The organism is Klebsiella sp. CB_Kp196 (genome assembly GCF_040061575.1).
GTDB classification, from domain to species: Bacteria; Pseudomonadota; Gammaproteobacteria; order Enterobacterales; family Enterobacteriaceae; genus Klebsiella; species Klebsiella michiganensis.
The window spans coordinates 90,158-115,102 of record NZ_JBEAFH010000058.1; the positions used below are offsets into that span (position 1 = coordinate 90,158).

25 protein-coding genes and 1 pseudogene are annotated in these 24,945 nt (G+C 56.6%); 17 read left to right on the forward strand and 9 right to left on the reverse strand.

Annotated features, from left to right (window positions below):
* Positions 1-3: 3 nt before the first annotated feature.
* The 13 genes and pseudogenes from ABLU87_RS21440 to ABLU87_RS21500 all read left to right on the forward strand — a co-directional run bounded on the left by ABLU87_RS21440 (position 4) and on the right by ABLU87_RS21500 (position 12,889).
* Positions 4-551, forward strand: a pseudogene (locus ABLU87_RS21440) (fimbrial protein).
* A gap of 22 nt (positions 552-573) precedes the next feature.
* A complete protein-coding gene (locus ABLU87_RS21445) occupies positions 574-1,245 on the forward strand; it encodes a hypothetical protein (RefSeq protein WP_064358558.1) in 672 nt (223 codons plus the stop codon).
* 104 nt (positions 1,246-1,349) lie between these two features.
* Positions 1,350-1,556: a DUF4762 family protein gene (locus ABLU87_RS21450; protein ID WP_014226573.1), complete on the forward strand. Its 207-nt coding sequence runs from the start codon at positions 1,350-1,352 to the stop codon at positions 1,554-1,556.
* Positions 1,557-1,626: 70 nt separating this feature from the next.
* Complete coding sequence (locus tag ABLU87_RS21455) at positions 1,627-2,295, forward strand: DsbA family protein (protein WP_049083778.1); 669 nt, start codon at positions 1,627-1,629, stop codon at positions 2,293-2,295.
* 2 nt (positions 2,296-2,297) lie between these two features.
* A complete protein-coding gene (locus ABLU87_RS21460) occupies positions 2,298-3,242 on the forward strand; it encodes an ABC transporter (RefSeq protein WP_122117912.1) in 945 nt (314 codons plus the stop codon).
* Between the two features lie 9 nt (positions 3,243-3,251).
* Positions 3,252-5,363 carry an ATP-binding cassette domain-containing protein gene (locus tag ABLU87_RS21465; RefSeq protein WP_122117911.1) on the forward strand — a complete coding sequence of 704 codons (2,112 nt, stop codon included), beginning with the start codon at positions 3,252-3,254 and terminating at the stop codon, positions 5,361-5,363.
* Positions 5,360-6,520 carry an efflux RND transporter periplasmic adaptor subunit gene (locus ABLU87_RS21470; protein ID WP_048260245.1) on the forward strand — a complete coding sequence of 387 codons (1,161 nt, stop codon included), beginning with the start codon at positions 5,360-5,362 and terminating at the stop codon, positions 6,518-6,520. Before ABLU87_RS21465 ends, ABLU87_RS21470 begins: the two co-directional genes overlap by 4 nt.
* Positions 6,520-8,463 (forward strand): ABC transporter permease, encoded by a 1,944-nt coding sequence (locus ABLU87_RS21475; RefSeq protein WP_196942051.1) that lies wholly within the window; start codon positions 6,520-6,522, stop codon positions 8,461-8,463. Before ABLU87_RS21470 ends, ABLU87_RS21475 begins: the two co-directional genes overlap by 1 nt.
* The gene (locus ABLU87_RS21480) at positions 8,460-9,857 is read left to right on the forward strand and encodes a TolC family protein (protein ID WP_196942050.1); all 1,398 of its coding nucleotides are present in this window, start codon (positions 8,460-8,462) and stop codon (positions 9,855-9,857) included. The genes ABLU87_RS21475 and ABLU87_RS21480 overlap by 4 nt, the downstream gene beginning before the upstream one ends.
* Positions 9,844-11,097: a beta-ketoacyl-[acyl-carrier-protein] synthase family protein gene (locus tag ABLU87_RS21485; protein WP_014226566.1), complete on the forward strand. Its 1,254-nt coding sequence runs from the start codon at positions 9,844-9,846 to the stop codon at positions 11,095-11,097. The genes ABLU87_RS21480 and ABLU87_RS21485 overlap by 14 nt, the downstream gene beginning before the upstream one ends.
* Positions 11,094-11,888, forward strand: a complete 795-nt coding sequence (locus ABLU87_RS21490; protein WP_049071660.1) for a MaoC family dehydratase — start codon at positions 11,094-11,096, stop codon at positions 11,886-11,888. Before ABLU87_RS21485 ends, ABLU87_RS21490 begins: the two co-directional genes overlap by 4 nt.
* A 16-nt stretch (positions 11,889-11,904) precedes the next feature.
* Positions 11,905-12,156 carry an acyl carrier protein gene (locus tag ABLU87_RS21495; RefSeq protein ID WP_004853570.1) on the forward strand — a complete coding sequence of 84 codons (252 nt, stop codon included), beginning with the start codon at positions 11,905-11,907 and terminating at the stop codon, positions 12,154-12,156.
* A gap of 1 nt (position 12,157) precedes the next feature.
* Positions 12,158-12,889, forward strand: a complete 732-nt coding sequence (locus ABLU87_RS21500) for an SDR family NAD(P)-dependent oxidoreductase (protein ID WP_064358564.1) — start codon at positions 12,158-12,160, stop codon at positions 12,887-12,889.
* A 25-nt stretch (positions 12,890-12,914) separates the two neighbouring features.
* Here ABLU87_RS21500 and ABLU87_RS21505 read toward each other — a convergent pair whose 3' ends face one another.
* Genes ABLU87_RS21505 through ABLU87_RS21515 form a run of 3 tightly spaced genes read right to left on the reverse strand, consistent with a single transcriptional unit; the run spans position 12,915 to position 15,367 of the window.
* Positions 12,915-14,180 carry an HD domain-containing protein gene (locus ABLU87_RS21505; protein WP_102803726.1) on the reverse strand — a complete coding sequence of 422 codons (1,266 nt, stop codon included), beginning with the start codon at positions 14,178-14,180 and terminating at the stop codon, positions 12,915-12,917.
* On the reverse strand, positions 14,146-14,634 hold the full coding sequence (locus tag ABLU87_RS21510; protein ID WP_048260236.1) for a hypothetical protein: 489 nt from the start codon (positions 14,632-14,634) through the stop codon (positions 14,146-14,148). Before ABLU87_RS21510 ends, ABLU87_RS21505 begins: the two co-directional genes overlap by 35 nt.
* Entirely contained in the window at positions 14,627-15,367 is a 741-nt protein-coding gene (locus ABLU87_RS21515) for a winged helix-turn-helix domain-containing protein (protein WP_122118016.1), read from the reverse strand. Before ABLU87_RS21515 ends, ABLU87_RS21510 begins: the two co-directional genes overlap by 8 nt.
* A 171-nt stretch (positions 15,368-15,538) precedes the next feature.
* On the opposite strand from ABLU87_RS21515, the gene ABLU87_RS21520 reads away from it, so the two are divergent.
* Positions 15,539-15,850 carry a FaeA/PapI family transcriptional regulator gene (locus ABLU87_RS21520; protein WP_196942049.1) on the forward strand — a complete coding sequence of 104 codons (312 nt, stop codon included), beginning with the start codon at positions 15,539-15,541 and terminating at the stop codon, positions 15,848-15,850.
* Positions 15,851-16,141: 291 nt separating this feature from the next.
* Here ABLU87_RS21520 and ABLU87_RS21525 read toward each other — a convergent pair whose 3' ends face one another.
* Entirely contained in the window at positions 16,142-16,378 is a 237-nt protein-coding gene (locus tag ABLU87_RS21525; protein WP_142927844.1) for a hypothetical protein, read from the reverse strand.
* A 244-nt stretch (positions 16,379-16,622) separates the two neighbouring features.
* Between ABLU87_RS21525 and fucO the strand changes: the two genes are divergently transcribed.
* Positions 16,623-17,774 (forward strand): lactaldehyde reductase, encoded by a 1,152-nt coding sequence (gene fucO / locus ABLU87_RS21530; protein ID WP_122117839.1) that lies wholly within the window; start codon positions 16,623-16,625, stop codon positions 17,772-17,774.
* 108 nt (positions 17,775-17,882) lie between these two features.
* Here fucO and ABLU87_RS21535 read toward each other — a convergent pair whose 3' ends face one another.
* From ABLU87_RS21535 to ABLU87_RS21555, 5 genes are all read right to left on the reverse strand, one after another.
* Positions 17,883-18,662: a heme ABC transporter ATP-binding protein gene (locus ABLU87_RS21535; RefSeq protein WP_122117838.1), complete on the reverse strand. Its 780-nt coding sequence runs from the start codon at positions 18,660-18,662 to the stop codon at positions 17,883-17,885.
* Complete coding sequence (locus ABLU87_RS21540; RefSeq protein ID WP_014226552.1) at positions 18,655-19,650, reverse strand: iron ABC transporter permease; 996 nt, start codon at positions 19,648-19,650, stop codon at positions 18,655-18,657. Before ABLU87_RS21540 ends, ABLU87_RS21535 begins: the two co-directional genes overlap by 8 nt.
* Complete coding sequence (locus ABLU87_RS21545) at positions 19,650-20,468, reverse strand: hemin ABC transporter substrate-binding protein (RefSeq protein WP_047723013.1); 819 nt, start codon at positions 20,466-20,468, stop codon at positions 19,650-19,652. The genes ABLU87_RS21540 and ABLU87_RS21545 overlap by 1 nt, the downstream gene beginning before the upstream one ends.
* On the reverse strand, positions 20,465-21,505 hold the full coding sequence (locus tag ABLU87_RS21550) for a ChuX/HutX family heme-like substrate-binding protein (protein WP_122117837.1): 1,041 nt from the start codon (positions 21,503-21,505) through the stop codon (positions 20,465-20,467). The genes ABLU87_RS21545 and ABLU87_RS21550 overlap by 4 nt, the downstream gene beginning before the upstream one ends.
* Before the next feature lie 71 nt (positions 21,506-21,576).
* Positions 21,577-23,946, reverse strand: coding sequence for a TonB-dependent receptor (locus ABLU87_RS21555; RefSeq protein WP_122117836.1), 2,370 nt, complete (start codon positions 23,944-23,946; stop codon positions 21,577-21,579).
* Positions 23,947-24,161: 215 nt separating this feature from the next.
* Here ABLU87_RS21555 and ABLU87_RS21560 point away from each other — a divergent pair, with 215 nt between their 5' ends.
* Both ABLU87_RS21560 and ABLU87_RS21565 read left to right on the forward strand, forming a co-directional pair.
* Positions 24,162-24,446: a SelT/SelW/SelH family protein gene (locus ABLU87_RS21560; protein ID WP_004853555.1), complete on the forward strand. Its 285-nt coding sequence runs from the start codon at positions 24,162-24,164 to the stop codon at positions 24,444-24,446.
* Between the two features lie 76 nt (positions 24,447-24,522).
* A complete protein-coding gene (locus tag ABLU87_RS21565; protein WP_014226548.1) occupies positions 24,523-24,873 on the forward strand; it encodes a nitrous oxide-stimulated promoter family protein in 351 nt (116 codons plus the stop codon).
* The last annotated feature ends 72 nt before the right edge of the window (positions 24,874-24,945 follow it).

Below are 24,945 nucleotides of genomic sequence, written 5' to 3' on the forward strand. Positions count from 1 at the left end.
AGCATGCGTCAATTTATCGCATCTATGGTACTTCTGGGCTTACTTTCGGCGGCCACGCCGGCGTACGCCAGCGGGGAACTGATCGGCGGCGACTTAACCTTCAAAGGCACCGTCGCGGCCCATGGCTGCAGTATCGTTCCTTCATCCAAAAATATCGCCGTGGATTTTGGCCAGATTTCAACCCGTACGCTCTATGCGGAGAGCAAATCACAGCCCAAAGCGTTTGTGATTGAGCTTAAGGATTGCAGTACCGATGTTTTTAATTCCGTTACCGTAACCTTTAGCGGGACGGAAAATGCCAATATGAGCGACCGTCTGGCGATTACGCCGGTAGCGCCAAATTCCGCTAGCGGTATTGGCATTGGTTTTGAAGAGAGTAACGGCACGGCGATTTCACTCAATACGCCAACAACCGCGGTCGCCATTTCCGATGCCACCATGCAGTTAAATTTAAAGCTTTTGTTGAAGGGGAACCGGACGCCTTGAGTAACAAAACCTTGCAGACCGGTGCCTTCCAGGCAACAGCGTATTACACCCTTAATTACCAGTAGAATAGATCAAGGATGATGATAAATGAGCCGCCGTTTCTTTCTCTACGATAAAAATATCTTTTTCTCAGAAGGCGTACGTTCTTTGGTTGACGATCTTGCCGCGCATGACGGCGACTGCGCTTTCTCAAGGCTCGATCAGTTCTCTCAGCTGATTAATACGCTGCGTCTGCCGAAGCAGAAAGAGGAGCTGCGCTGGGTGCTCTGCGATGTCGACAGTTTGCCGGACGAACGCTTTAATGCGCTATACACCATTAAAGAGTACTACTGCCGGGAAAATCAGCAGCTGGTGATTTTATTAGGAGAAAATAATATTTCTCTGTTTTTTGCGCTGCATTCGCTGCTCCCGGAGGCGAGCTGGTTATTAAAAAATGAATCGCTGGAGAATTTTTTCAAATTCATTGAAAGCGCTGATTCGATGGTGGCAAAGAAAATATTTTATAGCCGCTCGCTAATTAATTATACCCGACAGAAGTGGTTAGCCCGGGATTTTAATAACAGTATCTCCAGCGATGACTGGTGGTTAATGGAAGAAATATTCAAAGGGAAGTCATTGTCGCAAATTTCCTCTGAGCAAAAAATTGATGTTCGTCGACTGAGCCGCTGCAAACGGGGCCTGATGAAAAAGTTAAATGCTAAAAATAACGTAGAGCTGTTTAATATTTTCAAATGTATCGTCGCCACCCCCTGCGTATAACAGCGTACAAAGTCTAACATCGACAGAATTACTGGCAGATAGCTAAGCCAGTAGGTAAGTGTAAGAAAAATACATTTCAATATAAATAGTTAAGGATCTAACAAATGCAAAAATTAAGTATGATTGAAGCGTCAACTATTATTGGCGGCTGCTGCAAGGAAACTTGCACAAGCTCTTACGAGACAGTGGTCGTTGGCGGTGTTTCTACCTGTAAACAAGTGACCACCTGTACGGATAAGCACGGTTCAACCGTTAGCATGAAAGATGCGCCGGACAGCATGTGCGTCGTGCCAAATAGCGCCCGTTATTAATCACTGATGTGATACATGGAGGGGAAACCCTCCATGTATTTCTCCGCTATTTTCGCGAGCCTGGTATCAAATGAAGATAAAACCTATTACCGCCGTTGGCTATACGTTTCTGGTGGCGTTAATTTCGTCGCTAATTACCGTGCTGTGCTATCACATATTTGTGTTTAATACATTTTCACTGGATAGCAGTCAGCCTTCCGCCCTGCGGGAAATTGACAGCGCAACCGTTGCCAGTAGCCCAATAAAACATGAGAAAAGCATTATTGAAGTGATGTCCTATGGCTGTCACTACTGCGCATCGAACGAGGAAGAGATCGAAAAATTCGCCGCCACGCTACCCGCGGATAGCACCTTTGAAGTTATCCATATTACTGGCGAGAATAACGGCCTGGCGGTCTTTGCGCCGGTTTTTGCGACCCTTGAAGTCATGGGTATTGAGCGCCAGACGCGCGACCAGGCATTTAACGCGGTAATGACCCGCGGGATTAATTTAGCCGATGAGGAAACGCTTAATGGCTGGCTGAAAAAGAATAGTATTGATGTCGATAAATACCATCAGCTACGCCAAAGTCAGGCCGTCGCCGAGCGTCTGGAATATATGGCGAAAATCACCGAGCTTTATGACATTAACGCGACGCCGCTGTTTATTGTGAATAAGAAATACGTAGTGGCGAAGGATCGTCAGTTTCCTGAATTTGCCGACTATTTGCGCCAGCTGTTAACCCAGGATAAGGAGTAAGCGTGGCGCGCTTTCTCATCGTCTGGAGCGTCTTCAGCGTAAGAAAATGGTCCGCGCAGCTGAGCTGGCGCTACCGGCCTCTTACCGGCTACGGCCAAAAAGCGGTGCGTAGAGTCATGCGTTTTACCCCGATGCCGCTGCTGGCGGTTCGCGCGCTGTGTCGGCTGCGGCTGCTGGGCAGACAGTACCGTGGCCGCAGCGCCGTGGCGACGCAAAACTACCGCTGCCTGACGGGCGTCGAGGGCCGAATCGATGCCGGATGGATAGCCATGCGCCGCCAGCTGCTGGAGATAGGGGCGACCTGGGGACAGCACCCGGCCACCCTGGCCCAGATGCAGGCATGCACGCGAGAGCTTGACGCCGTTGTCGCTCCCCTGGCGGCGCAAAAGACGCCGGTCGTCCTTGCGCCGCTGCACTGCGTTTCCGATATCTTAGCGGCGATGGTCGGGGCTGGCGTGACGCCGGGCAAAGCCAGCGTAGTGGTCTCTTCCAGCGCGGAAAGCTACACCGTCGCCAGCCGTAAAATGGGCGGCGTCGCGCTCTCTTATTGCTCAATCCACCAGGATAATACATCGCTGGCTAGCGAGCTTATGGCGTTAATGACTAATGTATCGGCAGGGCGGGAAAATATGATTATTTTCCCCGACATTCCAGCCGATTACACCGTGCAGACCCCGGAAGCGCAGTCCGGGAAAATAAGCTGCCGGCTATTTGGCCGCCCGGCGAAATTACATAGCGGGGTACAGCGGTTTTCTCGCATCGTATCGGCGAAGGTGGTTTTTTATCACCTCTATTATCAGCACGGGATAAAAATAAAAATCTATTCCCCGCTGTCGCCAAAAGAGGTCGCGGCCAATCTGCCGCCGATTATTGAAAACACCCTGCGCGATTATCCGCAGGATTGGCTTTTGTGGCATAGCCATTCGCTCTATTTTATTAATCACTGATGCATCATCATGAAAAAGATTATTCCTGATATGGTTTTCCAGGAAGAGACCAATGAATGCGGCCTCTCCTGTATTGCGATGCTGGCGCAAACCCAGAATATTCCGTGCTCGCTGCCGGCTTTGCGGGAAATTTTCCCGGCATCCGATCATGGGACATCGTTGAGCGATTTATCCGTTATCCTGCAGCAGATCGGCATTGCCACCGCGCCGGTATTGTTCGATCACGCTGAGCTTCATGCGCTGCCGTTCCCGTCCATTTTGCACTACGGCGCCAGCCACTATGTTCTGCTGGCCTGGCGAAAAGGGGATTACGTCTGCGTCATGAATCCGGCGATTGGCCAGCAGTGGCTGCCTTTCTCGGCATTAAAAAAAGAGATTAGCGGCTATGCGCTGATCCTTGAAGAGTCGCCCGGCGCGATTGCCGGCCCGGACCCGGTTATTGCCGGCGCGCAGCAGGAGATGCCGCGGGCGATGAGCCTGAAGGAGACCGCGGCGGTACCGGGCATTTATAAGCTGATGCTCTTGACCTTCCTGGTGTCGCTCACCCTGTTTTTAATGCCGACGATGGTCAGCCGGGCGATCAACCAGGCCTTCTCTGACGTTCAGAATACGCAGTTTCCTTATTTATGGTTCATCCTCGCCTTTGTTGTATCCACGCTGCTGGCGCTGGGCGTCAGGGTGATTAGCGAGCGATTTATTCGCCGCTTTGTCCTGCTTAAGAGCGATATCGGTTTTTCCCGCCTGCTGAATAATCCGCTGCGTTTTTTTGAAAAACGCGCGCCGGGGGACGTTTTCAGCCGTTTTATCGCCTGGCAGGGCGGGATGCTGCAAAAAATCGAACTGGATAACGGGCTCCGCTCGGACTGGATCATCTGCGTTATCGCGATCGGCATTATGTTCTGGATCTCCCCGGTGCTGGCGCTGATTTCCGCCGTGGGTATTGTGGCGATGGGGCTGATTAGCGTCTGGGCCATTTTCCGCGACCGCTGGTATACGCAGCAGCTGCAGCTGAAAAGCGCGACGCTGAATGACTTTTTTATGGAAACGCTTCAGGGCGTGTTAACCATCAAGACCGCCGGGCTGGAAACGCAGCGTAAAGCGCAGTTTGCCCGTCTGTCTCATGACCTTTTCACCTGCCTCCAGCGGCAGAAAGTCTATCAGCAGGTCAAAGAGGGACTGTACCAGCTGACCGGCAGCCTTGAGATGGTGGTTTTCATGCTGGTGGTGCTGCCGCTGGTGCACGCAAAGCTTATCTCGCTGGGCGACTTTTTTGCCTACAGCTTTTTACGACAGATTTTTACCTCCTACGTCACGCGGATATTTTATGCCGTGATCCGTAAATCACAGCTGCACGTGATCGATACCCGCGCGCAGGGCCTGTTCACCCGCCATGAGCCTGCTGCGCCCCAGTTTGCTCCGCTCAGCGGTGAAGCGGTTCCGCGGCTGACGTTCGAACAGGTGAGCTTTCATTACAACCCGCAGCGTCCGGTACTCAATGCCGTTGATCTCATCCTGGAGCCCGGCGATCGGCTGGCGATCGTGGGCGACTCCGGCGCCGGAAAAAGCACCCTGCTGCGGCTGATGGCAGGGCTTTTTTCCGCGCAGCATGGGCGAATTTTGCTGAACAACGACGAGGTGAGCGCGCAGCAGCTGGCGTCGCAGGTATGGCTACAGAGTCAGGAAGACATCCTGTTCAACGCCTCGGTGCTGCAAAACATCACCCTGTTTGACCCGTGGTACAGCGACAGCGATCGCGGGCGAGTGGAGGCGCTGGTCGAAAAAATAGCGCTGGGGCCGGTGGTTCAGGCGCTGCCGGGAGGAATGGAGGCGCTGATCCGCGAGAGCCACTCGGCGCTCTCTTTGGGCCAGCGTCAGCGGCTGATGCTGGCGCGGGCGCTCTACAGCACCCGGCCCATACTGCTGTTCGACGAACCGACCGCCAATCTTGATGATGAAACCGCGGAAACGGCGATCCTCGCGCTGTGCCAGCACTGCCGCGAACAGGGCAAGACGCTGATCGTCGTGACCCACAGCGAGCAGATCCTGCATCACTTCACGCGGGTTTATCGCCTGAAGGAAGGCAAGCTGCGCGATATCACACAGGGAGAGGTGGAGCAATGAGAAGAGCATTTTTACGCCGCCGTAAAACGTGGCTGTTTGCGCTGGTCGCTATGCTGGCCATTGTTGCCGCCGTCTACTATCAGCGCTCATTTACGGCACAGGCCGAGTCGATTGATACCGTTACGCTCGATCGCGGGGATATCGAAAAGGTCGTGCTGGCGAGCGGGATTATCAAACCTGCCGTCCAGGTGAGCGTCGGCGCGCAGGTCAGCGGCCAGCTGCGTAAGCTGTACGTGCGCCAGGGCGAGCGGGTGCGCAAAGGGCAGCTGTTAGCCGAAATCGACCCGACGCTGCAGCTTTCCGACTTACGCAACGCTACCGCGCAGCTGGCCAGCGCCAGAGCGCAAAAGCAGGCCTCTGAGGCCACGCTGGTGCAGTACCGTAAAGCGCTGGCGCGCGAGCAGGCCATGAGCCGCGACGGCTCCGGCGTGAGCAGCGATCTCGAACAAGCGCAGGCGCAGTATGCCGCGCAGGTTCAGCAGATAGCGGTGAATGAGGCGCAGATTGTGCAGGCGGAAATGAGCGTGCAGACCGCCAACGCCAACCTCGGCTATACCCGCATTCTCGCGCCTATGGATGGCGAAGTGCTGGGCATCGTGACCCGTGAAGGGCAAACCATCGTCTCCTCGCAAATTGCGCCTACGATTCTGGTGCTCGCCGATCTCGATAAAGTCCAGGTCCAAACCCGCATTTCCGAAGCCGATATCCAGAAAATCCATCCGGGACAGCCGCTATGGTTTTACGTCATTGCCGACCCGCAAACCCGTTATGAAGGGGAGCTTGGCTATGTCCAGCCCGCGCCGCAGGAGGCGCTGGAGGAACAAAACGCCGGCGCGTCTGCCGGTAACCAGCAGAGCAGCGCCATTTACTATAACGGCACCTTCGAGGTGGATAATCGCCAGCGATTGCTGAAAACCTCAATGACCGCCCAGGTGTTTATCCGCATCGCGCAGGTGAAAGATGCGCTGCGCGTGCCGGTTGCCGCGCTGGGGCGTTCGCTCGGGGATGAGCGCTACCTGGTCGTGGTGCAAAAGGAGAACGGCAGCGAGGAGCGCACCATCCGCATCGGGATTAACGACCGCCAGTATGCGCAGGTTCTTGAAGGATTACAGCCCGGTGAGCGGGTGGTGATCCCGCAGGATGCGGGGTCCGTCTGATGGCTGAGCCGTTAATCTTGCTGAACAACGTCACGCGTCATTTTGTTGCCGGGACGCAACTGATTCCGGTGCTGAAATCCATTTCTCTGACCATTATGCCCGGCGAGATGGTGGCGATTATGGGCGCTTCCGGCTCGGGTAAATCGACGCTGATGAATATTATCGGTTGTCTGGATAAACCCAGCAGCGGTGAAGTGTATATCAACGGCATCGCCGCCCATCAGGCCGACAGCGCGGCGCTGGCGGAGCTGCGCAGCCGCTGGCTGGGATTTATTTTTCAGCGCTATCACCTGATGCCTTATTTGACGGCGGAAGAGAATATTGCCATCCCTGCGCTCTATACCGCGATGCCCGCCGCTGAGCGCCAGGCGCGCATTGCGCTGCTGGCGGAAAAGCTGGGCATTGACGCGCGCCTGGCGCATAAACCCGCGCAGCTTTCCGGCGGCCAGCAGCAGCGGGTCAGCGTCTGTCGGGCGCTGATCAACGGCGCGCAGATTATTCTCGCCGATGAACCCACCGGGGCGCTGGATAGCGTCAGCGGCCGGGCGCTGATGGATGTTCTGCACCAGCTGAACGCTGACGGGCATACGGTGATTATCGTGACCCACGATCGCGAGGTAGCGCAGCAGGCCCAGAGGATCGTCGAGATCAGCGATGGGCAGGTGGTCGCCGACAGTACCCACGGCGCGCGTGATAATCGCGGCATTCCGCGGCTGCCCGCGGTACAAGATAACGGTCGGGCCTCGCTGTCGCGCAGCATCGGAGAGTCGGTACGGATGGCATGGCGGTCGCTGCTGGGGCATCGTATGCGCGCCTTTTTGTCGATGCTGGGGATTATCATCGGCATTTCGTCCGTGGTTTCCTCCATGGCGGTGGGAGAAGGCGCCCGGCAGAGCATCATGAATGAGATTGGCAAGCTGGGTAATACCACGCTCGAAATCCGCCCCGGCACCGGCTGGGGCAGCAAGCGTCCGGATATGGAGCGGGCGCTGTTGCTGGATGATATCGCCAGCCTCGGCAAACAGTCGTGGGTGCTTGGGGTGTCGCCGATCGTCTCCAGCATGACGACCGCGGTGCGCCAGGGGTTTGATTCCTCGATTATTCTTTCCGGGGTTTCCGCCGACTATTTCTCGCTGCAGGGTATTCGTTTCCTTCACGGCAACGGTTTTACCCACCGCGATGTCGACGATCGTGAACCGGTGCTGGTGCTGGATGAAACCAGCAAAGAGACGCTGTTTCCCGGTAATGAAGATCCGCTGGGTAAAATTGTGCAAATCGCCGGCGCGCCGTGGCGGGTGATCGGCATCGCCAGCAAGCCGGGACCGAAGATGGTCAGCGGATTTATGTCGGCCTGGATCCCCTATACCTCTTTATTGCAGCGGATTTCCGGGGACAAACCGCTGGAGGCGCTCACGCTGCGCTTTCAGGAAACGCTGTCGCCGCAGGACGCGGCGCGGCGGGCGGAAAGGCATCTTATCCGCGAGCACGGCAAAAAAGATTTCTTTGTCCAGACCGACGAACAGCTCGCCAACGCGCTGCAAAAAACCTCTGACTCCATGTCGCTGCTGATCACCGCGATTGCCGCCATCTCGCTGCTGGTTGGCGGCGTTGGCGTCATGAATATCATGCTGGTTTCCGTTACCGAACGCACCCATGAGATTGGCATCCGGCTTTCGGTCGGCGCTCGCCCCAGCGACATCATGCATCAATTCTTAATTGAGGCGGTGATGATCTGCGCGCTCGGCGGGCTGACGGGGGTATTGGGCTCCTGGGCCGCCGGTAACCTGTTTGCCCTGCTGACGCAGGAGTTTTCCATGGTCTTCACCTGGCTGCCGGTAGCGATGGCCTGCGGTTTTTCCGCCCTGATTGGCCTGACGTTTGGCTATTTTCCAGCGCGCCGCGCGGCGCGACTGAACCCGACGGAGGCGCTGGCCCGCGAATGAGACCGCTGACTTTATTACCGTTAATTGTATTGCTGACGGGCTGCGGGAATTTAACCCGCAGCGATTATCAGCGCCCGCTGCTGTCGGTGCCGGAGAACTGGCAGCGGACGGAGGGAGACAGCATGGCGCGCGCGCAGGAGAAAGCGCAGCGCTGGTGGGACCGTTTCGGCGACGAACGTCTGTCGCGGGTGGTGGGGCAGGTGCTGGAAAGCAATAACGATCTCGCCGCTGCCGCCTTAACCCTTAAGCAGGCGCGTATTTCCGCTGGGCTCACCCGGACCAATATTAGCCCCGACGCGAGCCTCAACGGCTCCGGCAGTAATTCAAAACCGCTCAACAGCGGCGGTTCGCAGGAGAGCTACAGCGCCTCACTGTCCCTGAGCTATGAGCTGGATCTGTGGGGCAAGCTGGCGCGGATCCGGGAGCAGAGCGAATGGGAGGCGATAGCCAGCGAGCAGGACTACCGGGCGACGATCCTGTCGACGATTGATACCACCGCGCAGCTGTACTGGAACATCGCTCTGCTGAACCAGCAAATGACGTATCAGTCGACGAGTCTGGATATCGCCAGGCAGACGCTGGCGCAGATTGAGTCCTGGCAGCGAGCGGGGAAAGTGGGCCTGCTCGATGTGCTGCAGGCGCGGCAGACGGTCATCAGCCGGCAGAATCAGCTGTTGAGCCTGAAGCAGCAGCGGGCAATTTCCCGTAACGCGCTGGCGCTGCTGCTCAACAGACCGCCGGCTCAGCATACCGATGAGTCCTCCGCGCTGGATGTGCGTCAGCATATCGCTATTGCCAACGCCACGCCGCTGGCCGCGCTCGCCAGCCGGCCGGACCTGCAGGCGGCGGAATCCCGCCTGCGGGCGGCGCTGGCGGGCTCAGACGCCGCGCGGCTGAGCTTCTATCCCACGCTCTCGCTGCAGGGAACGCTGAGCGCCGGAAGCCAGCTCTTTCACCAGTGGTTTAACGACCCGCTGCGCACCGTGGGCAGCAGCGTTTCCGCGCCCTTTATCCAGTGGAACACAGTACAGCTCACCGTGGAGCAGGCCAGCGTGAAGGTACAGCAGGAGGCGGTGAACTTTCGCCGCACCGCCTATACCGCGCTGTCGGAGGTGGACAACGCGATGGAGAAGCGGCTTAACGCCGACGAGCAGCGCGATCGTCTGCTGCAAACGCTGCAGCTGGGCGAGCAGCGTCTGGCGCTCACCGGGAGCCGCTACCGCTCAGGGGCGGTGGATTATCAGACTCTGCTGAACGCCCAGGACGCGCTGCTTGATGTGCAGAACAGCCTGGCGCAGAACCAGTACGACTATCTTTATGCCACTTTGCAGCTTTGGCTGGCGCAGGGAGGCATTAACCCGCAACAGAGGACTTCCCAGAATGAGTCACAGTAACTCCCCTTATCGCGTGGTGATAACCGGCTATGGCGCGGTGACTCCCCTCGGCGATAGCGCCGCCGAAAGCTGGCAGGCCATCATGGATTATCGACGCGGCTACCGCTATGTGGATCTATCCGCGAACGGTATTCACACGCATTTTATCGGTCAGGTGGCGAATGAACCCAGCCTTAAGGGGGTTCCCGCCGCGATTCGTCGGCGTCTGCCGCGTCACGCGCGTCTGGCGCTGGCCGCCGCGCGGGAAGCGGTGGCGATGGCCTTTGCGGGGGAAGCTCCCACGGCGTTTTATGACCCGCTAATGTGCGGCGCCATCATCGGCTCCGGCTGGGCAGGGCTGGATGAAAGCTATCTGGCGGTACCCGAGTTTGAGAAAACCGGCGTCTCCTCGCCCTTTAGCTGCTTTTTTTCCATGCCCAACGTGAGCACCGCCGCCTGTAGCCAGCTGTGGAATTTGCGCGGCTATCAAAATACCCCGGTCGCGGCCTGCGCCACCGGCACTATCGCTGTCGGCGAGGCCTATGATGCGATTCGCTTTGGCCGCGCCAGCATGCTGCTCGCCGGCGCCGGGGAATCGCTAAACAGCGTTTGCGCGATCTGGAATATCGATGTGCTCGGCGCGCTGAGCCGGGAAACGGAGTCGCCGGAGCGGGCCAGCTGTCCGTTTAGCCTGCAGCGCAGCGGGTTCGTGCTTTCGGAAGGCGGGGCGGTGCTGTGCCTGGAGGAGCGCGAGAGCGCCCTCGCGCGCGGGGCGACGATCCTGGCGGAGGTCACCGGCTATGCTAATTTCTCCGACGCGGTGGATTTTACCTCCCCGGCGGAGGACTGCGTAGCCCGCGAGCAGACCATCCGTTGGGCGCTGCGCGGCGCAGATCTCCAGCCTGCCGACCTCGATTACATCAACGCCCACGGCACCTCCACGCCGCTCAACGATCTCAACGAAACGCAGTCGCTGAAAAAGGCGCTGGGCGACGAGGCGTACCGCATCCCGATTTCCAGCACCAAAGCCTACTCCGGGCATCTGATTGCCGCCGCAGGGAGCTTCGAGACCATTGTTTGCCTGCAGGCGATGGCGGCGGGGATCCTGCCTGCGACGGCGCATTTAACCCAGCCTGACCCGCAGTGCGATCTTGACTATATCGCTGAAGGGCACCGTCAGGGGGAGATACATCGGGCGCTGAATCTGAGCTTTGGTTTCGGCGGCGCGAACGCCGCGCTGGTGCTGGAGAAACACGCGTGACGCTGCTGCACTACACCCTTGCCGACGCGCGGCAGTGGGCGGCGTTTTCCGGCGACGAAAACCCGATTCACTTCGACCTCGCGGCAGCGCGCCAGATGGGCGGGGGACAGCTGAGCGTCCACGGAATGCGCGCGCTGCTCGACGTGAAGCGCGATGCCCACTCCCGGCTGTACCGCCCTGAGCGTTACGTAAAATGCCAGGTTCGCCTGCGCAGGCCAATATGGTGCGATACCGACTGGCTGTTAACGCCCGGGGTAGCCAAAAATCGCCTTTTGTCCGCCACATCGGTCAGCAATCCGCACAATGGCGAACTCTGCCTCTCCTGCCAGATGAGCACGGCGGCCGAGCCGGAATCGCTGGTGGGTAAACAGCCCTGTACGATTGCGCCAAAGACGCTGCGCGAGCTGCAGTTCTGCTTCAACGCCGCCTGGCCCGACCTGGCGCAGTGGCAGTTTCTTGATGCCTTGCTGTTCCGCCAGCTGATTGGCGATCCCGCGCTGCTGCGCCAGGAGAGTATCGCCTCCCTGCTCGGGCCGGGAGAAACCTCGTTGCAGCAAATATTTACCCGCTATCCGGTGCTGCAAACCCACCAGGAGGTGGTGTTTGATGCTCGTCTCGCGGGCAAAGCGACGCCGATTTGGCCCGAATCTCTGGCGCTCTGGCTGCTGCCCTCGCTGGTGGTGGGCCAGGTCGAACAGGGGGCGCTGGTGCGCATCGCCGCGGCGGCGCAACTGGATGACCTGATAATAACGAACGTGGTCACGCTAAAAGTTGGCCCCGTGCATAATTGATAATTAAGGATAATTTATGACTGCCTATGATGAAGTTCTGCAAAAAGTATGTGAAATGATTTGCGATGCGAAAGACCTGGAACCGGATGAGATTGATGAGAATACGCCGCTGGTTCGACTGAAATTAGATAGCCTGGACTACGTCGAGCTCATGGTGCTGGCAAAACGTGAATTCAATATCACCCTGGAGGCGGACTGGTTTATTCACAATCCGGGGATCACCCTGGGCGAACTGTGTCAGCACATCAGCAAAGAGTCAGGTAACTGATATGGAGCAACAATGGATATTGGTGACCGGCGGCAGCCGCGGTATCGGTCGGGCGCTGGTCACCGGCCTGGCGCAAAGCCGGAACGTGGTCTTTACCGGCCGCGATGAGGCTGCGATTAACGCCACCCAGGCGGCGAGCGAAAACTCCGCCCACCGGGTGCAGGGATACGTCTGCGACGGCAACGACGCGTCGCGGGTTGAACAGCTTGCGCAGGCGCTACTGGCCGAGCGGGGGGCGCCGGAAGCGATTATTCACAATGCCGGGATAGCTCGCGATGGCCTGCATATTCATCAGGACGCCGCGCTCTGGCGCGAGGTGTTGGAAACCAATGTGATCTCGATGATGAACTGGAACCGGGTGCTGCTGCCGGCGATGCTCACGCAGCGGCGGGGCTCCATCGTGATGATGTCGTCGGTCAGCGCGTTAAAGGGCAACGTGGGGCAGACGGCGTACGCCGCGAGTAAAGCGGCGATGAGCGGTATTGCGCGCTCGCTGGCGCTGGAGGTCGGGCGCTTCGGCATTCGGGTCAACTGCCTGGCGCCGGGCCTGATCCGTACGGAGATGCTGGAGGAGATACCCGCGCAAAAATTGAAAGAGATGCGCCAGTCGATACCGCTACGCCGATTGGGCGAAACGGATGATGTGCTGCAGGCGGTGGCGTTTTTAATCGGTGAGGGGAGCCAGTATATGACCGGGCAAACCCTGGTTCTGGACGGCGGATTGAGCGCCTGAGTCTGTGATTAGGCCGGCTTAGCTTCTAAAGGGAATGCGTGAGTTGCGCAATGCGATTCATTAACGCCTGTATTTCGCCAGCGGTTGCACGATAGACCTGGATAATCTGTGGGGAATATTGGGCAATCAGGGATAACATAAACGGGGGAATTTCCTCTCCCGGGTTATTTTTTATTAACTGCGCCAGCGACTTCTCTTCCGCTTTCGGTCCATTTAGCGCATGGACCACCCGTCGGCTCACCGCGATAAGCACGGCTTCTGGCTTAAGGATTTCCTCGTGTAATTGAAGCGGCGCGGGGCCATTTTGTATGGCCATCCACTCAGAAATATCATCAATACCTTCAATAGGATAAAGCGTGTGCCGGGCGTTGTCTGACGCACCAACGCGTTTTGACGGCGGGCTATGATCCAGACAGGAAATATTATGCAGTAACCCGCCAATTTCTACTTTCAGCGCTTGCGTCGCGCTCATTTCTATTTTTGTCGCCAGATAACCCGCAATGTGCCCGACGGCGGCGGAGTGCCAGGGCGTCTGCTGACTGAATTGATCGATAATAAAAGAGACCAGCTCGGCAATATCGCGGAGGTTGTGTAAAGAGAGGGTGTCGTTATGGACGCCGGAGATCGCGTTAATGTAATCGCGATAATCGGTGGACGCCATGACGGACCAGAAATGGCCATCGGCGGAGAGCGTTCTGAAGGCCTGAATATACTCCTGTTTATAAAGAATATTAGCTCCGGCAGCAACGATGTCGACCAGCTTGTTGCTTAAAAAGGCGCTATGGTCGGTACGGTGCTCGCAATAAAGTACATCCAGCCGGTCAGCGAAGAAGAGCAGATGGCTCTCTTCGGGCACCCGCTCACCTTCAATATAATGCCCCAGACCGTTGCGCCAGCGGGTGTGATGATAGCGAACGATTCTGTTGAGCGGGCGAAACAGCGGAATTCGGTTAAGCAACTCGCTGCCGATTAGCGCGTGATTATTATGTTCATTATCGATGTAGTTGAGCGGCTCAAGGCGCGACTTTTCATTTAATCCGCCGACATCATGAATAAGCGCGGCGAGAATGGTTTTACGCCGCTGGGCCGCAGAAAAATTGACTAAATTTGCCAGATGCGATGCGATAAACGCCGTTCTGACATGGTGCAGATTTAGCCGTGGGTTAATCATATCAATGATATTAGCGATGCTGGCTAACGTCGGTAGTAAATGTATCGTCATGATATCTTTATAATTAAAATTAATGAGATAAATCTCAATCAATGATTGTTTTTTGACGCTGGCAACCATATTGTGGGAACGTTTGGTTACCGAATAAAATAGTATCATCATTAACGCGATTGATATAGATGATTCTATCATTAGTTTGGTTGCCAAAGAGGATTTTTTGCGCGATGTTATCAGGCGTATTATCACCGTTGTGGCGAGTGGTTTGCGAATCAGAAATATAAAAAAGATGACCCGCAGCGGTGCTTTTTTTTAAGGTGATGGAGAGGGTGCGCGAGACAATGTATTTATCTCCCGCGCTGGTGAGCAATCCCTCAAGGTTGATTATAAGACGATGGTTGGAAAACTCAGCGGACAGCAAGCCCTGGGAGCGGAGAACATTCTCATTTATTTCCTCTGTAAGATCGTATTGTGATTTACAGGAGAAAGCGTCATGGCTGTTGAAACAAATGTACAGGATGGAAGCTAATGCCAGCGTTAGCGTACAGGCCAGCGCGATAAAAGCGTATTTACGCATTTTTTATTTCCTTATAGTAGTAACTGTGGCACTGCTGGTACTTTATATCGCATTTGAGTATGAATATATCCATATAAATACCTAAGTCCTGTTCCTGATTTAATTGTCGGTTGAAAAGATAAATTTTCTTGGGTGTAGAACAATCGAGCCCCGAGGGGAACAGCTTTTTATTTCTGAGTATTTCCCCCGCGCGTAGCGCTCCTGCGCCATAAAAAATACATTTATCCTGAGTAAAAATCGCTGTAGGGGACTGTTTTTGATGGGTAAAAAACTGTAAAAGTAGCATCAAAGCTATCACCATCGGGATAAATAAAATGGCGACTTTGCGGTGTTGCCACAGCAAACTACGCCTGGGAGGTTCAGGGGCCAGCGTCGGGAGAGTGAAAGAGGAGGAGTAATCATTGTCGCTGGTGATAATGACTTCCTCAGAAATTTTAAAGCCAATTCGCGGTACCGTAATAATCACATTTTTCTCAACGCCCAGATCCGCAAGGCTGCGACGCAGCGTTGAGATGTATTGATTCAGGTTGCTATTAGAAGGTCTGGCGCCATATTTTTCAAACACCGACTGAAAAATGTCAACGCGAGAAATAATATCCCCACGGTATTGTAACAGATTGGTCAGGAGGCGAGTGGAAGTAGCAGAGAGTTCAATACAATCACCGGTCAAAAGATTGACCAGCGATGCTTCCTCAGTATCAAATGTAATAAATCCCTCTATATCGAACCGCATTTTTATCTCCGCACGGAATTAAAAATTCACTCTTTATATCAGGGTTTTTATCATAAAAAAAAGTGAATTTCAGATAAATGTACTGTTTAAGTTGAAATTTAAAGCTAATGTTGCCGTTTTCGTAGGGGCAATCCATACTGCCGTGTACTTAATGACAGAAGGAGCTGACTCATGAAGATTTCATTTTCACCCTGTACCCCGCATTCACATCAAAATTCTGTGGCTGCAGTTGAAAGTTTACGAGTATTGATGAGTTCAATGGGCATCAATAAATTCTCCGGGGTAATTGTACCAGAGCAGGAGTATATTCTTTATGTATTGAAAGAACATGAACCTGAAGGGTTACTTACTCGTGAATTAGCGGGCAGGTGCGAAATGTCAATTTATAAAGTCAGACATTTACTACTGCCGTTGGAGAAGTATGGTCAGGTGATTAGAATAAAAGTTAATAAGCATCATAAATGGTATTTTTATAATAAATAATATATGTCAAGGGCTATATTAACAAGAGGTAATGTTGTTTGCAATAAAGATAGAGATCTTGACTGTTTTTTTTATGTTTTTAGATTATTAACAAATAATATCTCGCAAATGATAGAGAATATTCTTAATAATGAGAACTCGCGACTCTTAAGAAAAAGATGTTTTGCTATCGACAGGCTGATAAGCAATTATGAATAATGACAGATAATTCTTATTATAGATGTTTAATCGATAGCCAACGGCCTGGGATGGCCGCTTTGTTGAGGAAATGATGCTTTTGTTTCTAAAGTGTTAAGTTGACGATATGACCATCTGATGTACTTGATGTTGGCGGGCGGTGAGATAAGGAGATGGATAAGAAAGAGATATAGAGAATAATCGAAGGCAGTTTTTAACGCACGCCGGCTTAAGCGCCATGAGTCCCTCCTGTTTCTGTTGTGCTTCTACAGAGATATCTTTTTGGCTATACGAATGCGTATCGGCAGTAAAAGATAAAATAATGTGATCCAGTTCAATAATATCCATCATGAGATAATATCTTTCTCAGGTCTATATTGCTGTTGGTGTCCCTGGCATCATTAAAGTTGATGCTCGCTGATGTCCAGTATGCTGGACAGATCTCATGACTAATGTGCGATGGGTTAATTAACTGCAACAGCGTGCCGGGCAATTAGGGTGTTATTTGATATGAATTAATAAAATGGCTGCGCCAGTCACGTTACTGTAGGGCTAAATATTATGGTTATCAAACACTCGAATTGAGGGAGCACAAATGGCTTACAGAATGATTTTAAACGAAACCTCTTATTTTGGCCCAGGTTCGATTCGCTGTATCGTTGATGAAGTTAAAAAACGCGGCTTCAAAAAAGCGCTGGTGGTCACGGATAAGGATCTGATTCGTTTTAACGTCGCAACAAAAGTTTTTGCTATTCTCGACGAAGCCGGGCTGCCTTACAGCATTTTTGATGAAGTGGTTCCGAATCCCACGATTGAGGTTGTGCAGCAGGGCGTAGAGACGTTTAAACAGTCGGGCGCCGACTACCTGATCGCTATCGGCGGCGGCTCACCGCAGGATACCTGTAAGGCGATAGGCATCATCATTAATAACCCGGAGTTCGCCGACGTCCGCAGTCTCGAAGGCGGAGCGGAGACGAAAAACGCCGCCGTGCCGATGATTGCGATCCCAACCACCGCCGGTACGGCAGCCGAAGTCACCATCAACTTCGTGATTACCGACGTACAGAATCGGCGCAAATTTGTTTGCTACGACCCGCACGATATCCCGGTAGTGGCGATCATCGATGCCGAGATGATGAGCAGCATGCCGGCCAGCCTGAAGGCGGCGACCGGCGTCGACGCGCTAACCCATGCGATTGAAGGCTACATCACCAAAGGCGCATGGGAACTCACCGACATGCTGCATCTGAAGGCTATCGAGGTGATTGGCCGCTCGCTGCGTGCTTCCGTTCAGGGCGAGGCACAGGGCGCGGAAGGGATGGCGCTGGGGCAGTATATTGCCGGAATGGGCTTCTCAAACGTTGGTCTGGGGCTGGTCCACGGTATGGCCCACCCGCTGGGCGCGTTCTACGGTACGCCGCACGGCGTGGCTAACGCGGTGCTGCTGCCGCATATCATGGCCTACAACGCCGAATATACTGGCGAAAAATATCGCGACATTGCGGTGGCCCTCGGCAACAAGCAGGCGTCAACCCTGCCGATTGCCGAAGCGCGTCAGGCAGCCATTGAGGCGGTGGCGCAGCTGAATCGCGACGTCAATATCCCGGCGCGCCTGCGCGATGTCGGTATGAAAGAAGAGGATATTGATGCCCTTGCGGCGGCGGCTCTGGCGGACGTGTGCACCGGCGGCAACCCGCGTGACACCAATCTGGAAGAGATTAAAGCGCTGTATCGGCAGATCTTCTAATTTGGCAATCGCAGCGAAGCCGGTAGACATACCGGCTTCGCTGTTCAGAAAGGAACGTTTTCACAGGGCGGGGCGTTAGCCGCCGCCCGGCATAATCATTTCATCAGTTCACGGCGCCAGATAGACCTGCGGAACGGCCGCATCGGGATGTTCCCCCATGCTGACCTCCGCGCCGTACCAGCGGCTGATAATCGGCTGCTGGATCACCTCCTGCGGCGTGCCCTCGGCTACCAGCTTCCCCTGATACAGCAGCAGAATCCGGTCGGCCCACAGCGCCGCGAGGTTCAGGTCGTGCAGCACTATGCAGACGTGCAGCCGGCTGCTGCGGGTCAGGCGTTTGAGCAGGCGCAGCAGGTGCTGCTGGTAATAGAGATCCAGCGCCGAAGTGGGCTCATCGAGAAACAGCCAGCCCTCGGGGGCGCCATCGCGCCACAGCTGTGCCAGACAGCGGGCCAGCTGCACCCGCTGCTGTTCGCCGCCGGAGAGGGAAGGGTAGCGTCTCCCGGCCAGATGATCGCAGCCGGTCTCTTCCATCACCCGGCGGATCATCTCCTCATTTGTTACGCCGCCCCACGGCGAACGGCCCATGGCGATAACCGTCTCAACCGGCCAGTCGGCGTGAAGCTGGGTACGCTGCAGCATCACCGCCCGGCGGCGGGAAAGCGTTTCTGCCGACCAGCTCTCCAGCGGACGGCCCTCCACCACCCGTTCGCCGGCGTCGGGCGTTAAATAACCGGTCAACAGGCGCAGCAGGGTTGATTTACCGGCGCCGTTGGGGCCAATCAATGCCGTCATTCCACCGCCGCAGAGCTGGAGCGAAACATCATGAATAATCTGCCGGTTACCCAGACGCAGCGACAGCGAACGCGCGCTATAGCGGTTATCCATGGGTCCCTTTCTCCCGACGAAAAATCAGCCACAGAAACCACGGCGCGCCGAGTACGCTGGTCAACAGCCCGACCGGCATCTCGGCGGGGGCGGCAACGGTACGCGCCAGCGTGTCGGCCAGCAGCAGTAACATCGCGCCGCACAGCAGCGAACCGGGGACCAGGCCGCGATGGTCCGGCCCCAGCCACATCCGCATCAAATGCGGCACGACCAGACCGATAAAGCCGATAATGCCGCTGATAGCCACAGCCGACGCTACCAGCAATGCGCTGCACAGCAGCAGTAGCCGCTGCAGGGCGCGAACGTTGACGCCGAGGTAGTGCGCTTCTTCATCGCCCAGCTGCAGCAGGTTAAGCCGTGAAGCCATCGCCCACACCACGAGGGAAGCCGGGATCATCAGCGTGGCCGCCACCAGCAGCGTCGACCATTCCGCCTGCCCGAGGCTGCCCATCCCCCAAAGCGAAAGCTGGCGCAGCTGGGTATCGTTGCTGATCCACGCCAGTACCCCGACCAGCGCGCCGCACAGGGCGTTAATGGCGATGCCGACCAGCAGCAGGCGCGAAAGCGAGGCGTCTCCCGCCCGGCTGAGGATAAAAATCACCACCATCACCGCCATGCTGCCGATAAACGCCGCCAGCATCGGGGCGTACAGCGCCACGAGCAGCGGCACCGACAGAGGCAGCACCAGCCAGCAGGCGACCGCCAGCGCCGCGCCGCCGCTGATCCCTAACAGCCCCGGATCGGCGAGGGGGTTGCGAAACAGCCCCTGCATCACGCAGCCGGAGAGCGCCAGCGCGGCGCCGACCAGCAGCGCCAGCAGCACTCGCGGCAAACGAATGGTCAGCCAGATGTTTCTCAGGATCTCATCGCCGGAGGGCAGCAGGCTGGCCAACGGCAGACGCATGGCGCCCAGGGTGGTGGCGAGCAGCGTCAGGACAATCAGCAGCAGCGTCATTAACCACAGATGACGGGCAGGGTGGGAGCGCATCAGGGCAGCTGCTCCGCTTTTTGCCGCAGCGCGAGCACCGCCTGCGGGGTGCGCGGACCAAAGCCGAGCAGGGCCATATCATCTATCACCAGTACCTGCTTATGGCGTCCCGCAGGCGTCTGCGCCAGCCCCGGCAGTTTCCAGAGCCCGGCTTCGCCGCCCATGCCTTTCAGCCCATCGGCGGAGATCACCACCAGGTCCGGCGTACTGGCGATAACGCCCTCCTGCGACATGCTGCGATAATGGTCGAAGCTCTGCATGGCATTTTGCAGCCCGGCCGCCCTGATTGCGCCATCCGCCGCGGTTTGTTTCCCGGCCACCATGGTATTCATGCCGCCGTGGCTGAGAATAAACAGCACCCGCTTGTTCAAGGGCTGCGACGGAATTTGCGCGATCTGCTGATGAACCTTCTGGCGCAGGGCGTTACCTTCGCTCTGCTTACCAAGGGCGTCGGCAATCACGCCAATTTTTGCCTCGATTGCCGGCAGGTCGTAGCCGCCCGGGACGTTGATCACCTTAACCTTATTCTCTTCAACCTTTTTCAGCACCAGCGAGGGCTGCGCCTGGGCGCTGGCCAGCACCAGCGTCGGCCGCAGGGAGAGGATCCCCTCGGCGTTCAGCTGGCGGATATAGCCCACATCCGGCAGGCTCTGCGCGGCGGCAGGCCAGGTGCTGGTGCTGTCTTTTGCCACCAGCTGCCGCTGGGCGTCGAGGGCGTAAACCACCTCCGTGACGTCGCCGCCGAGCGACACAATCCGCTCGGCGGCGGCGCTGGCCAACAGCGGAAACGCCGCAAGTAATATCAGCCAGCGCTTCATGCGAGTAGCCCTTCGGTGGTCAAACGATCGACCTGCGCACGCCACTGCGCCTGCTCCGGGTGGCCTTCGCTGCGTTGACCGAACAGCTGTGCGATCTGCGTGCCGTCTTTGGCGAACAGCTCGACGCTGGTGACGTGGCCGTCAGAGGTTGGTTTGCGGGTCACCCAGATCTCATCCACGCTCTCCTCGCGCAGATGCAGGGTAAACGCGGGGTTGAAGATATTCAGCCAGCCGCGCATCGGGGCGACCTTTTCCAGCGCGCCGGTGAAGATCTGCACGCAGCCGCGGTTGCCGACAAAAATCATGATCTCGTTGCCATCCTGGCGGATGGTTTCCAGCAGGCCCGGCAGCGTCCGGGTGTCAATGCGGCAGGCGAGGTCGTCGCTGACCAGGCGGAAAGCCTGCTGGCGCGACAGGCTATATTTTCTCAGCAGGCCGAAGAACTGGTGAACGTCGGTCATGGCCCGCCATTCATTTTCCAGCGCCGCCGCGTCGGCGGAGTCGGCATATTTCAGCGGTTCGGCCGGGCGAATCGCCAGCGGGGCAGGCGATTGCTGCGTATGCCCGGCAATCAGCGCATCCCAGGCCGCCATGTCGGTATTGCCGGTGGTGTAAACCTTGAGCAGCGCGTCGCCGTGCGGATCGAAGAACTGGATGCTCTGGCGGCCGTTGTCGTTCAGGCGAAAAGCGCTGGCCCACTGGCTGAGAAACAGGCGCAGATCGAGGGCGCGCGGATTAAGCACCAGCCCGGCGTGGCCGCTCAGATGCTGATGGGTAAATTCGCCGACCTGCTCATGCACCGCGTATTCGTTGCGGCAGATGCATTTGGTTTCCCCCACGGTTTCCAGCGCCGTCAGAATGGCGCGGGCGTCGTCCTGCAGACGTACGGCATCGTAGCCCAGGCGGGCTTCGGTCAGCTCGGCTTCGCTAATCCCCATTTCGGCGGCGATATCGCGGGCGTATTTCGCGGAAGATTGCGCTTTCGTGGACAGATAGCGCTGCCACAGCGGGGTATGTTGCGGTTGGGTGTTTTGCATAATTCACATCCTTCTCTACGATGAGTTTCCCCGGCGCGCGGCCGGGGAGCAGGTTTCTTATTATTGGCCGGTCAGAAATCGACGTTCACGCCCAGCTGCCAGGTGCGGCCAGGCATCACCGCCAGCGCTCTGTCGTTGGCGTCCTGGTTCGTCGCCGTTTCGATATTGCGGCTGCTCAGATAATCCCAGTATTTACGATCGGTAATGTTGTACACGCCGCCGTTGACGCGCACGTTCTTCGCGACCTGCCAGTACGCGGTCCAGTCCAGCATGCCGTAGCCCGGAACGCGCATATACTCGCTGGTCGAATCGGTAATCGCGGAGCCGGAGTTGGTATAGCTTTCGCGGTTGGTGGCGGTGGCGCGCTTGCCCTTAACAAAGGTGGCGGTCAGCGCGGTGCCGTACACTTTTGCCGGATCGTCCCACGCCACGCCGACGATGGCCTTCATTGGCGCGACGCTATCGAGGTCGACGTACTTATCGCCGCTGTAGCTGGATTTCGATTGCCCTTCACTATAGCCGTAAGCGAGGGTGGCGCTCAGGCCGTTAACCTCTTCAAACCAGGTGCCAAAGTTGAATTTAGCGCTGATTTCGCCGCCGTAGATGTACGCTTTATCGCGGTTTTCCGCCTGGTAAATGGTGTAGATGTTCGACGGTACGTTAGTGAACTGCGTCGGATTATTGGCGCGGGTGTAGCGGGTATAGGCGATAAAGTTCTTATAGGTGTTGTAGAACAGCGCGGTGCGCATGGTGATGCCCTCCGTTACTTCGCCCTTCATCCCCCACTCAACGTTATCGCTGGTTTCGGTTTTCAGATCGGTGTTGCCGATCAGCGCATACTGGGCGCGTCCGGCGTAGCTGGAGCCGAGGTTCCACGAACCGTACAGCTGGCTGGCGTTCGGGAACTGCGCGCCGCGCTGATACTGCAGATAAGTCATCAGGCGCGGGGTGATATCGTACTGCAACACCAGCGACGGCAGCGCCTGGGTATCAGCGTTCTTACCGTACAGATTTGACACGTCGGAACCGGTCAGCACGCTGCTGTTGTTGGCCAGATCGGAGACGTTTTCCGGTTTGGTCGACTGATGCATCACGCGAATGCCCGGGATAACCGCAAAGTTATGGCCGTCGAGGTCGAAGTTAATTTTGTCCTGCAGGAAGCCGGCGACGATATAGCCGCGGCTGTCGGCGTCCGGCTGCATAATCTGGCTATAGGCGCTCGGGGTTGGCGACTGGGTTAACGGCCGCTGGGTTTTCGTCGTGCTGGCGTTAAAACCGGCGCTCAGATCGTGGCGGCCTATCGATTTCGCCAGCGCGCTCTGAATCCCCCAGGTGTCGGTATCGTAGTCGGAGCTCACCGTTTGCATCGCGCCGGTGACGCTGTCCGGCATATAGGTCCAGTCATGGGCCTCGGTATGCTGGTAGTAGACTTTGGTCGATACGCTGTCGATATAGTCGTTCATCGGCGTCCAGTCGTCTTTCAGGCTCAGGCCCCAGCGGCGGGTCTGGCTGGTCTGGTTTGACGTACCGATAACGCTGTTGCCGCTGGAGTCCCAGGCGTCGTAATGCGTGTGGTTCGTTTTATGGTAATAATCGAAGGTGCTGGTGAACTTATGTTCGTCATTCGGCTGCCAGATCCCGGAGGCCATAAAGGCGTCCGAGTGCCAGTTTGCCGGATAGGAATCAACGGTCCCGCTGTTATTTTCCGTCTCCTGACCGTCGCGACGGCTGTAGACGAAGATCCCGCGCAGGGTCTCGTCGCCGCCGGCAATGGTGACGCCGTTGTGCCAGCTGCGATCGGACGAGTCGTAGCCGCTGCGGTAGCCGAAGGCGCTGGTTTTGCCCGGATGCAGGTAGTCATCCGCGGATTTCGGGCGGAAAGAGACGTTGCCGCCGATGGCGCTGTTAGCGGTTTCCGTTGATGTCGCCCCGGACTGAATATCGATGCTGCCGTACATATAGGGGTCAATATAGTCGCGGCCCATACCGAAGGTATTAAGGCCCGCGCGGCTGGCGTAGCTGCGCCCGGTGGCGTTCGGCTGGGCGATGCCGTCGACATCGATCCCGACGCGGTTGCTCTCCATGCCGCGTATGTTGTAGCCGGTATAGCCGCCGCGGTCGAAGCCGCTTTTGCCGTTGCCGGAACCGCCGCTGGCGCCGGTGGCGCTAATGAGCGGCTCGTAGCGCATGATCGAGCCAAAGTCGTTGGCCCCTTTATCCTGCAGCTCCTGAGCGCCGATCGAATGTTCGCTGCCCGCTTTCAGCAACGGCGCCGGCGCGGTAACGGTCATCCGTTCCGAGCTGTCATCAGTCGATGCGCTGCTGGTGGTTTTCGCGGTGGTATCAGCCGCCCCGGCGGAAGTCTGATAAATTGCTGTAAGCAAAGAAGTCACCAGCAGGCTTTTCTTGAACCATGCTGTTGATTGAGTGGAGTTATACATAGTAGCCACGCCTTAATCATTATTAGTATTGGCTCACGCGTTACTTCCAGAGTGCAGGTGTGTCCGGTTATTCCGTTACTGGACGTTTTTTCTCCATGCTTGTTGATTGCGAATGGTAATGATAGGTATTATCGTTTGCAACAAAATAATCATGTATTCTTCAATTAATCTGCAAGTTGTTTACAATTTGCCCTTTTACCGACAGCGAGAAGCCGATGAGCCATAAAGCCGCGATTACCATCACCTACTGTTCGCAGTGCAACTGGATGCTGCGCGCCAGCTGGATGGCACAGGAACTGCTGCACAGCTTTAGCACCGATATCGCTTCGGTCACGCTGGTTCCGGGAACCGGCGGGATCTTCGTGGTGGCGGTTGATGATGTGCAAATCTGGGAGCGCAAGCAGGATGGCGGTTTCCCCGACGCGGCGGAGCTCAAGCGCCGGGTGCGCGATGTGTGCTTCCCGGAAAAACCGCTGGGGCACGTGGATAAACCGGCATAATCCTCAGGGAGTATGGGGCTGCATCGTCCTCTCTGAATGTGTATTATGAATGCATCTTTATCGGGGGGCACAGGCGATGGCGGGCAAACGTATTGCGCGGGAAAAAAAGACCATTAGCAGCATGATTGCGCTCTACCAGCGCCGCTGCCCGGATGCCCGCGACGACGCCGAACACTATCAGGCGCTCAACGGCTATGCCGACAAGCGGCTGGATAAGTGCGTATTTGGAGAAGAAAAGCCCGCCTGCAAGCAGTGCCCGGTGCACTGCTATCAGCCCGCGAAACGCGAAGAGATGAAGCAGATTATGCGCTGGGCGGGGCCGCGGATGCTCTGGCGGCACCCGATCCTGACGATTCGCCACCTGATCGATGACAAACGCCCGGTGCCGGAGTTACCGGAAAAGTATCGGCCCAAAAAGCCGCAATAAACTCCCCGGCTCGCGCGGCGCTTAGCCGGGCTACAATTCGTGCGGTCTGTAGCCCGGGTAAGGCGTCAGCCG

Bases quoted from the DNA above. Each gene is read 5' to 3' on its own strand.
- ABLU87_RS21470 (WP_048260245.1), top strand. From the start codon at position 5,360: ATGAGAAGAGCATTTTTACGCCGCCGTAAAACGTGGCTGTTTGCGCTG.
- ABLU87_RS21555 (WP_122117836.1), bottom strand. From the start codon at position 23,946: ATGTATAACTCCACTCAATCAACAGCATGGTTCAAGAAAAGCCTGCTG.
- ABLU87_RS21565 (WP_014226548.1), top strand. From the start codon at position 24,523: ATGGCGGGCAAACGTATTGCGCGGGAAAAAAAGACCATTAGCAGCATG.
- ABLU87_RS21540 (WP_014226552.1), bottom strand. From the start codon at position 19,650: ATGCGCTCCCACCCTGCCCGTCATCTGTGGTTAATGACGCTGCTGCTG.
- ABLU87_RS21475 (WP_196942051.1), top strand. From the start codon at position 6,520: ATGGCTGAGCCGTTAATCTTGCTGAACAACGTCACGCGTCATTTTGTT.
- ABLU87_RS21550 (WP_122117837.1), bottom strand. From the start codon at position 21,505: ATGCAAAACACCCAACCGCAACATACCCCGCTGTGGCAGCGCTATCTG.
- ABLU87_RS21450 (WP_014226573.1), top strand. From the start codon at position 1,350: ATGCAAAAATTAAGTATGATTGAAGCGTCAACTATTATTGGCGGCTGC.
- ABLU87_RS21545 (WP_047723013.1), bottom strand. From the start codon at position 20,468: ATGAAGCGCTGGCTGATATTACTTGCGGCGTTTCCGCTGTTGGCCAGC.
- ABLU87_RS21535 (WP_122117838.1), bottom strand. From the start codon at position 18,662: ATGGATAACCGCTATAGCGCGCGTTCGCTGTCGCTGCGTCTGGGTAAC.
- ABLU87_RS21500 (WP_064358564.1), top strand. From the start codon at position 12,158: ATGGAGCAACAATGGATATTGGTGACCGGCGGCAGCCGCGGTATCGGT.
- ABLU87_RS21485 (WP_014226566.1), top strand. From the start codon at position 9,844: ATGAGTCACAGTAACTCCCCTTATCGCGTGGTGATAACCGGCTATGGC.
- ABLU87_RS21560 (WP_004853555.1), top strand. From the start codon at position 24,162: ATGAGCCATAAAGCCGCGATTACCATCACCTACTGTTCGCAGTGCAAC.
- ABLU87_RS21525 (WP_142927844.1), bottom strand. From the start codon at position 16,378: ATGATGGATATTATTGAACTGGATCACATTATTTTATCTTTTACTGCC.
- ABLU87_RS21505 (WP_102803726.1), bottom strand. From the start codon at position 14,180: ATGGTTGCCAGCGTCAAAAAACAATCATTGATTGAGATTTATCTCATT.
- ABLU87_RS21510 (WP_048260236.1), bottom strand. From the start codon at position 14,634: ATGCGTAAATACGCTTTTATCGCGCTGGCCTGTACGCTAACGCTGGCA.
- ABLU87_RS21455 (WP_049083778.1), top strand. From the start codon at position 1,627: ATGAAGATAAAACCTATTACCGCCGTTGGCTATACGTTTCTGGTGGCG.
- ABLU87_RS21465 (WP_122117911.1), top strand. From the start codon at position 3,252: ATGAAAAAGATTATTCCTGATATGGTTTTCCAGGAAGAGACCAATGAA.
- ABLU87_RS21520 (WP_196942049.1), top strand. From the start codon at position 15,539: ATGAAGATTTCATTTTCACCCTGTACCCCGCATTCACATCAAAATTCT.
- fucO (WP_122117839.1), top strand. From the start codon at position 16,623: ATGGCTTACAGAATGATTTTAAACGAAACCTCTTATTTTGGCCCAGGT.
- ABLU87_RS21495 (WP_004853570.1), top strand. From the start codon at position 11,905: ATGACTGCCTATGATGAAGTTCTGCAAAAAGTATGTGAAATGATTTGC.
- ABLU87_RS21480 (WP_196942050.1), top strand. From the start codon at position 8,460: ATGAGACCGCTGACTTTATTACCGTTAATTGTATTGCTGACGGGCTGC.
- ABLU87_RS21445 (WP_064358558.1), top strand. From the start codon at position 574: ATGAGCCGCCGTTTCTTTCTCTACGATAAAAATATCTTTTTCTCAGAA.
- ABLU87_RS21515 (WP_122118016.1), bottom strand. From the start codon at position 15,367: ATGCGGTTCGATATAGAGGGATTTATTACATTTGATACTGAGGAAGCA.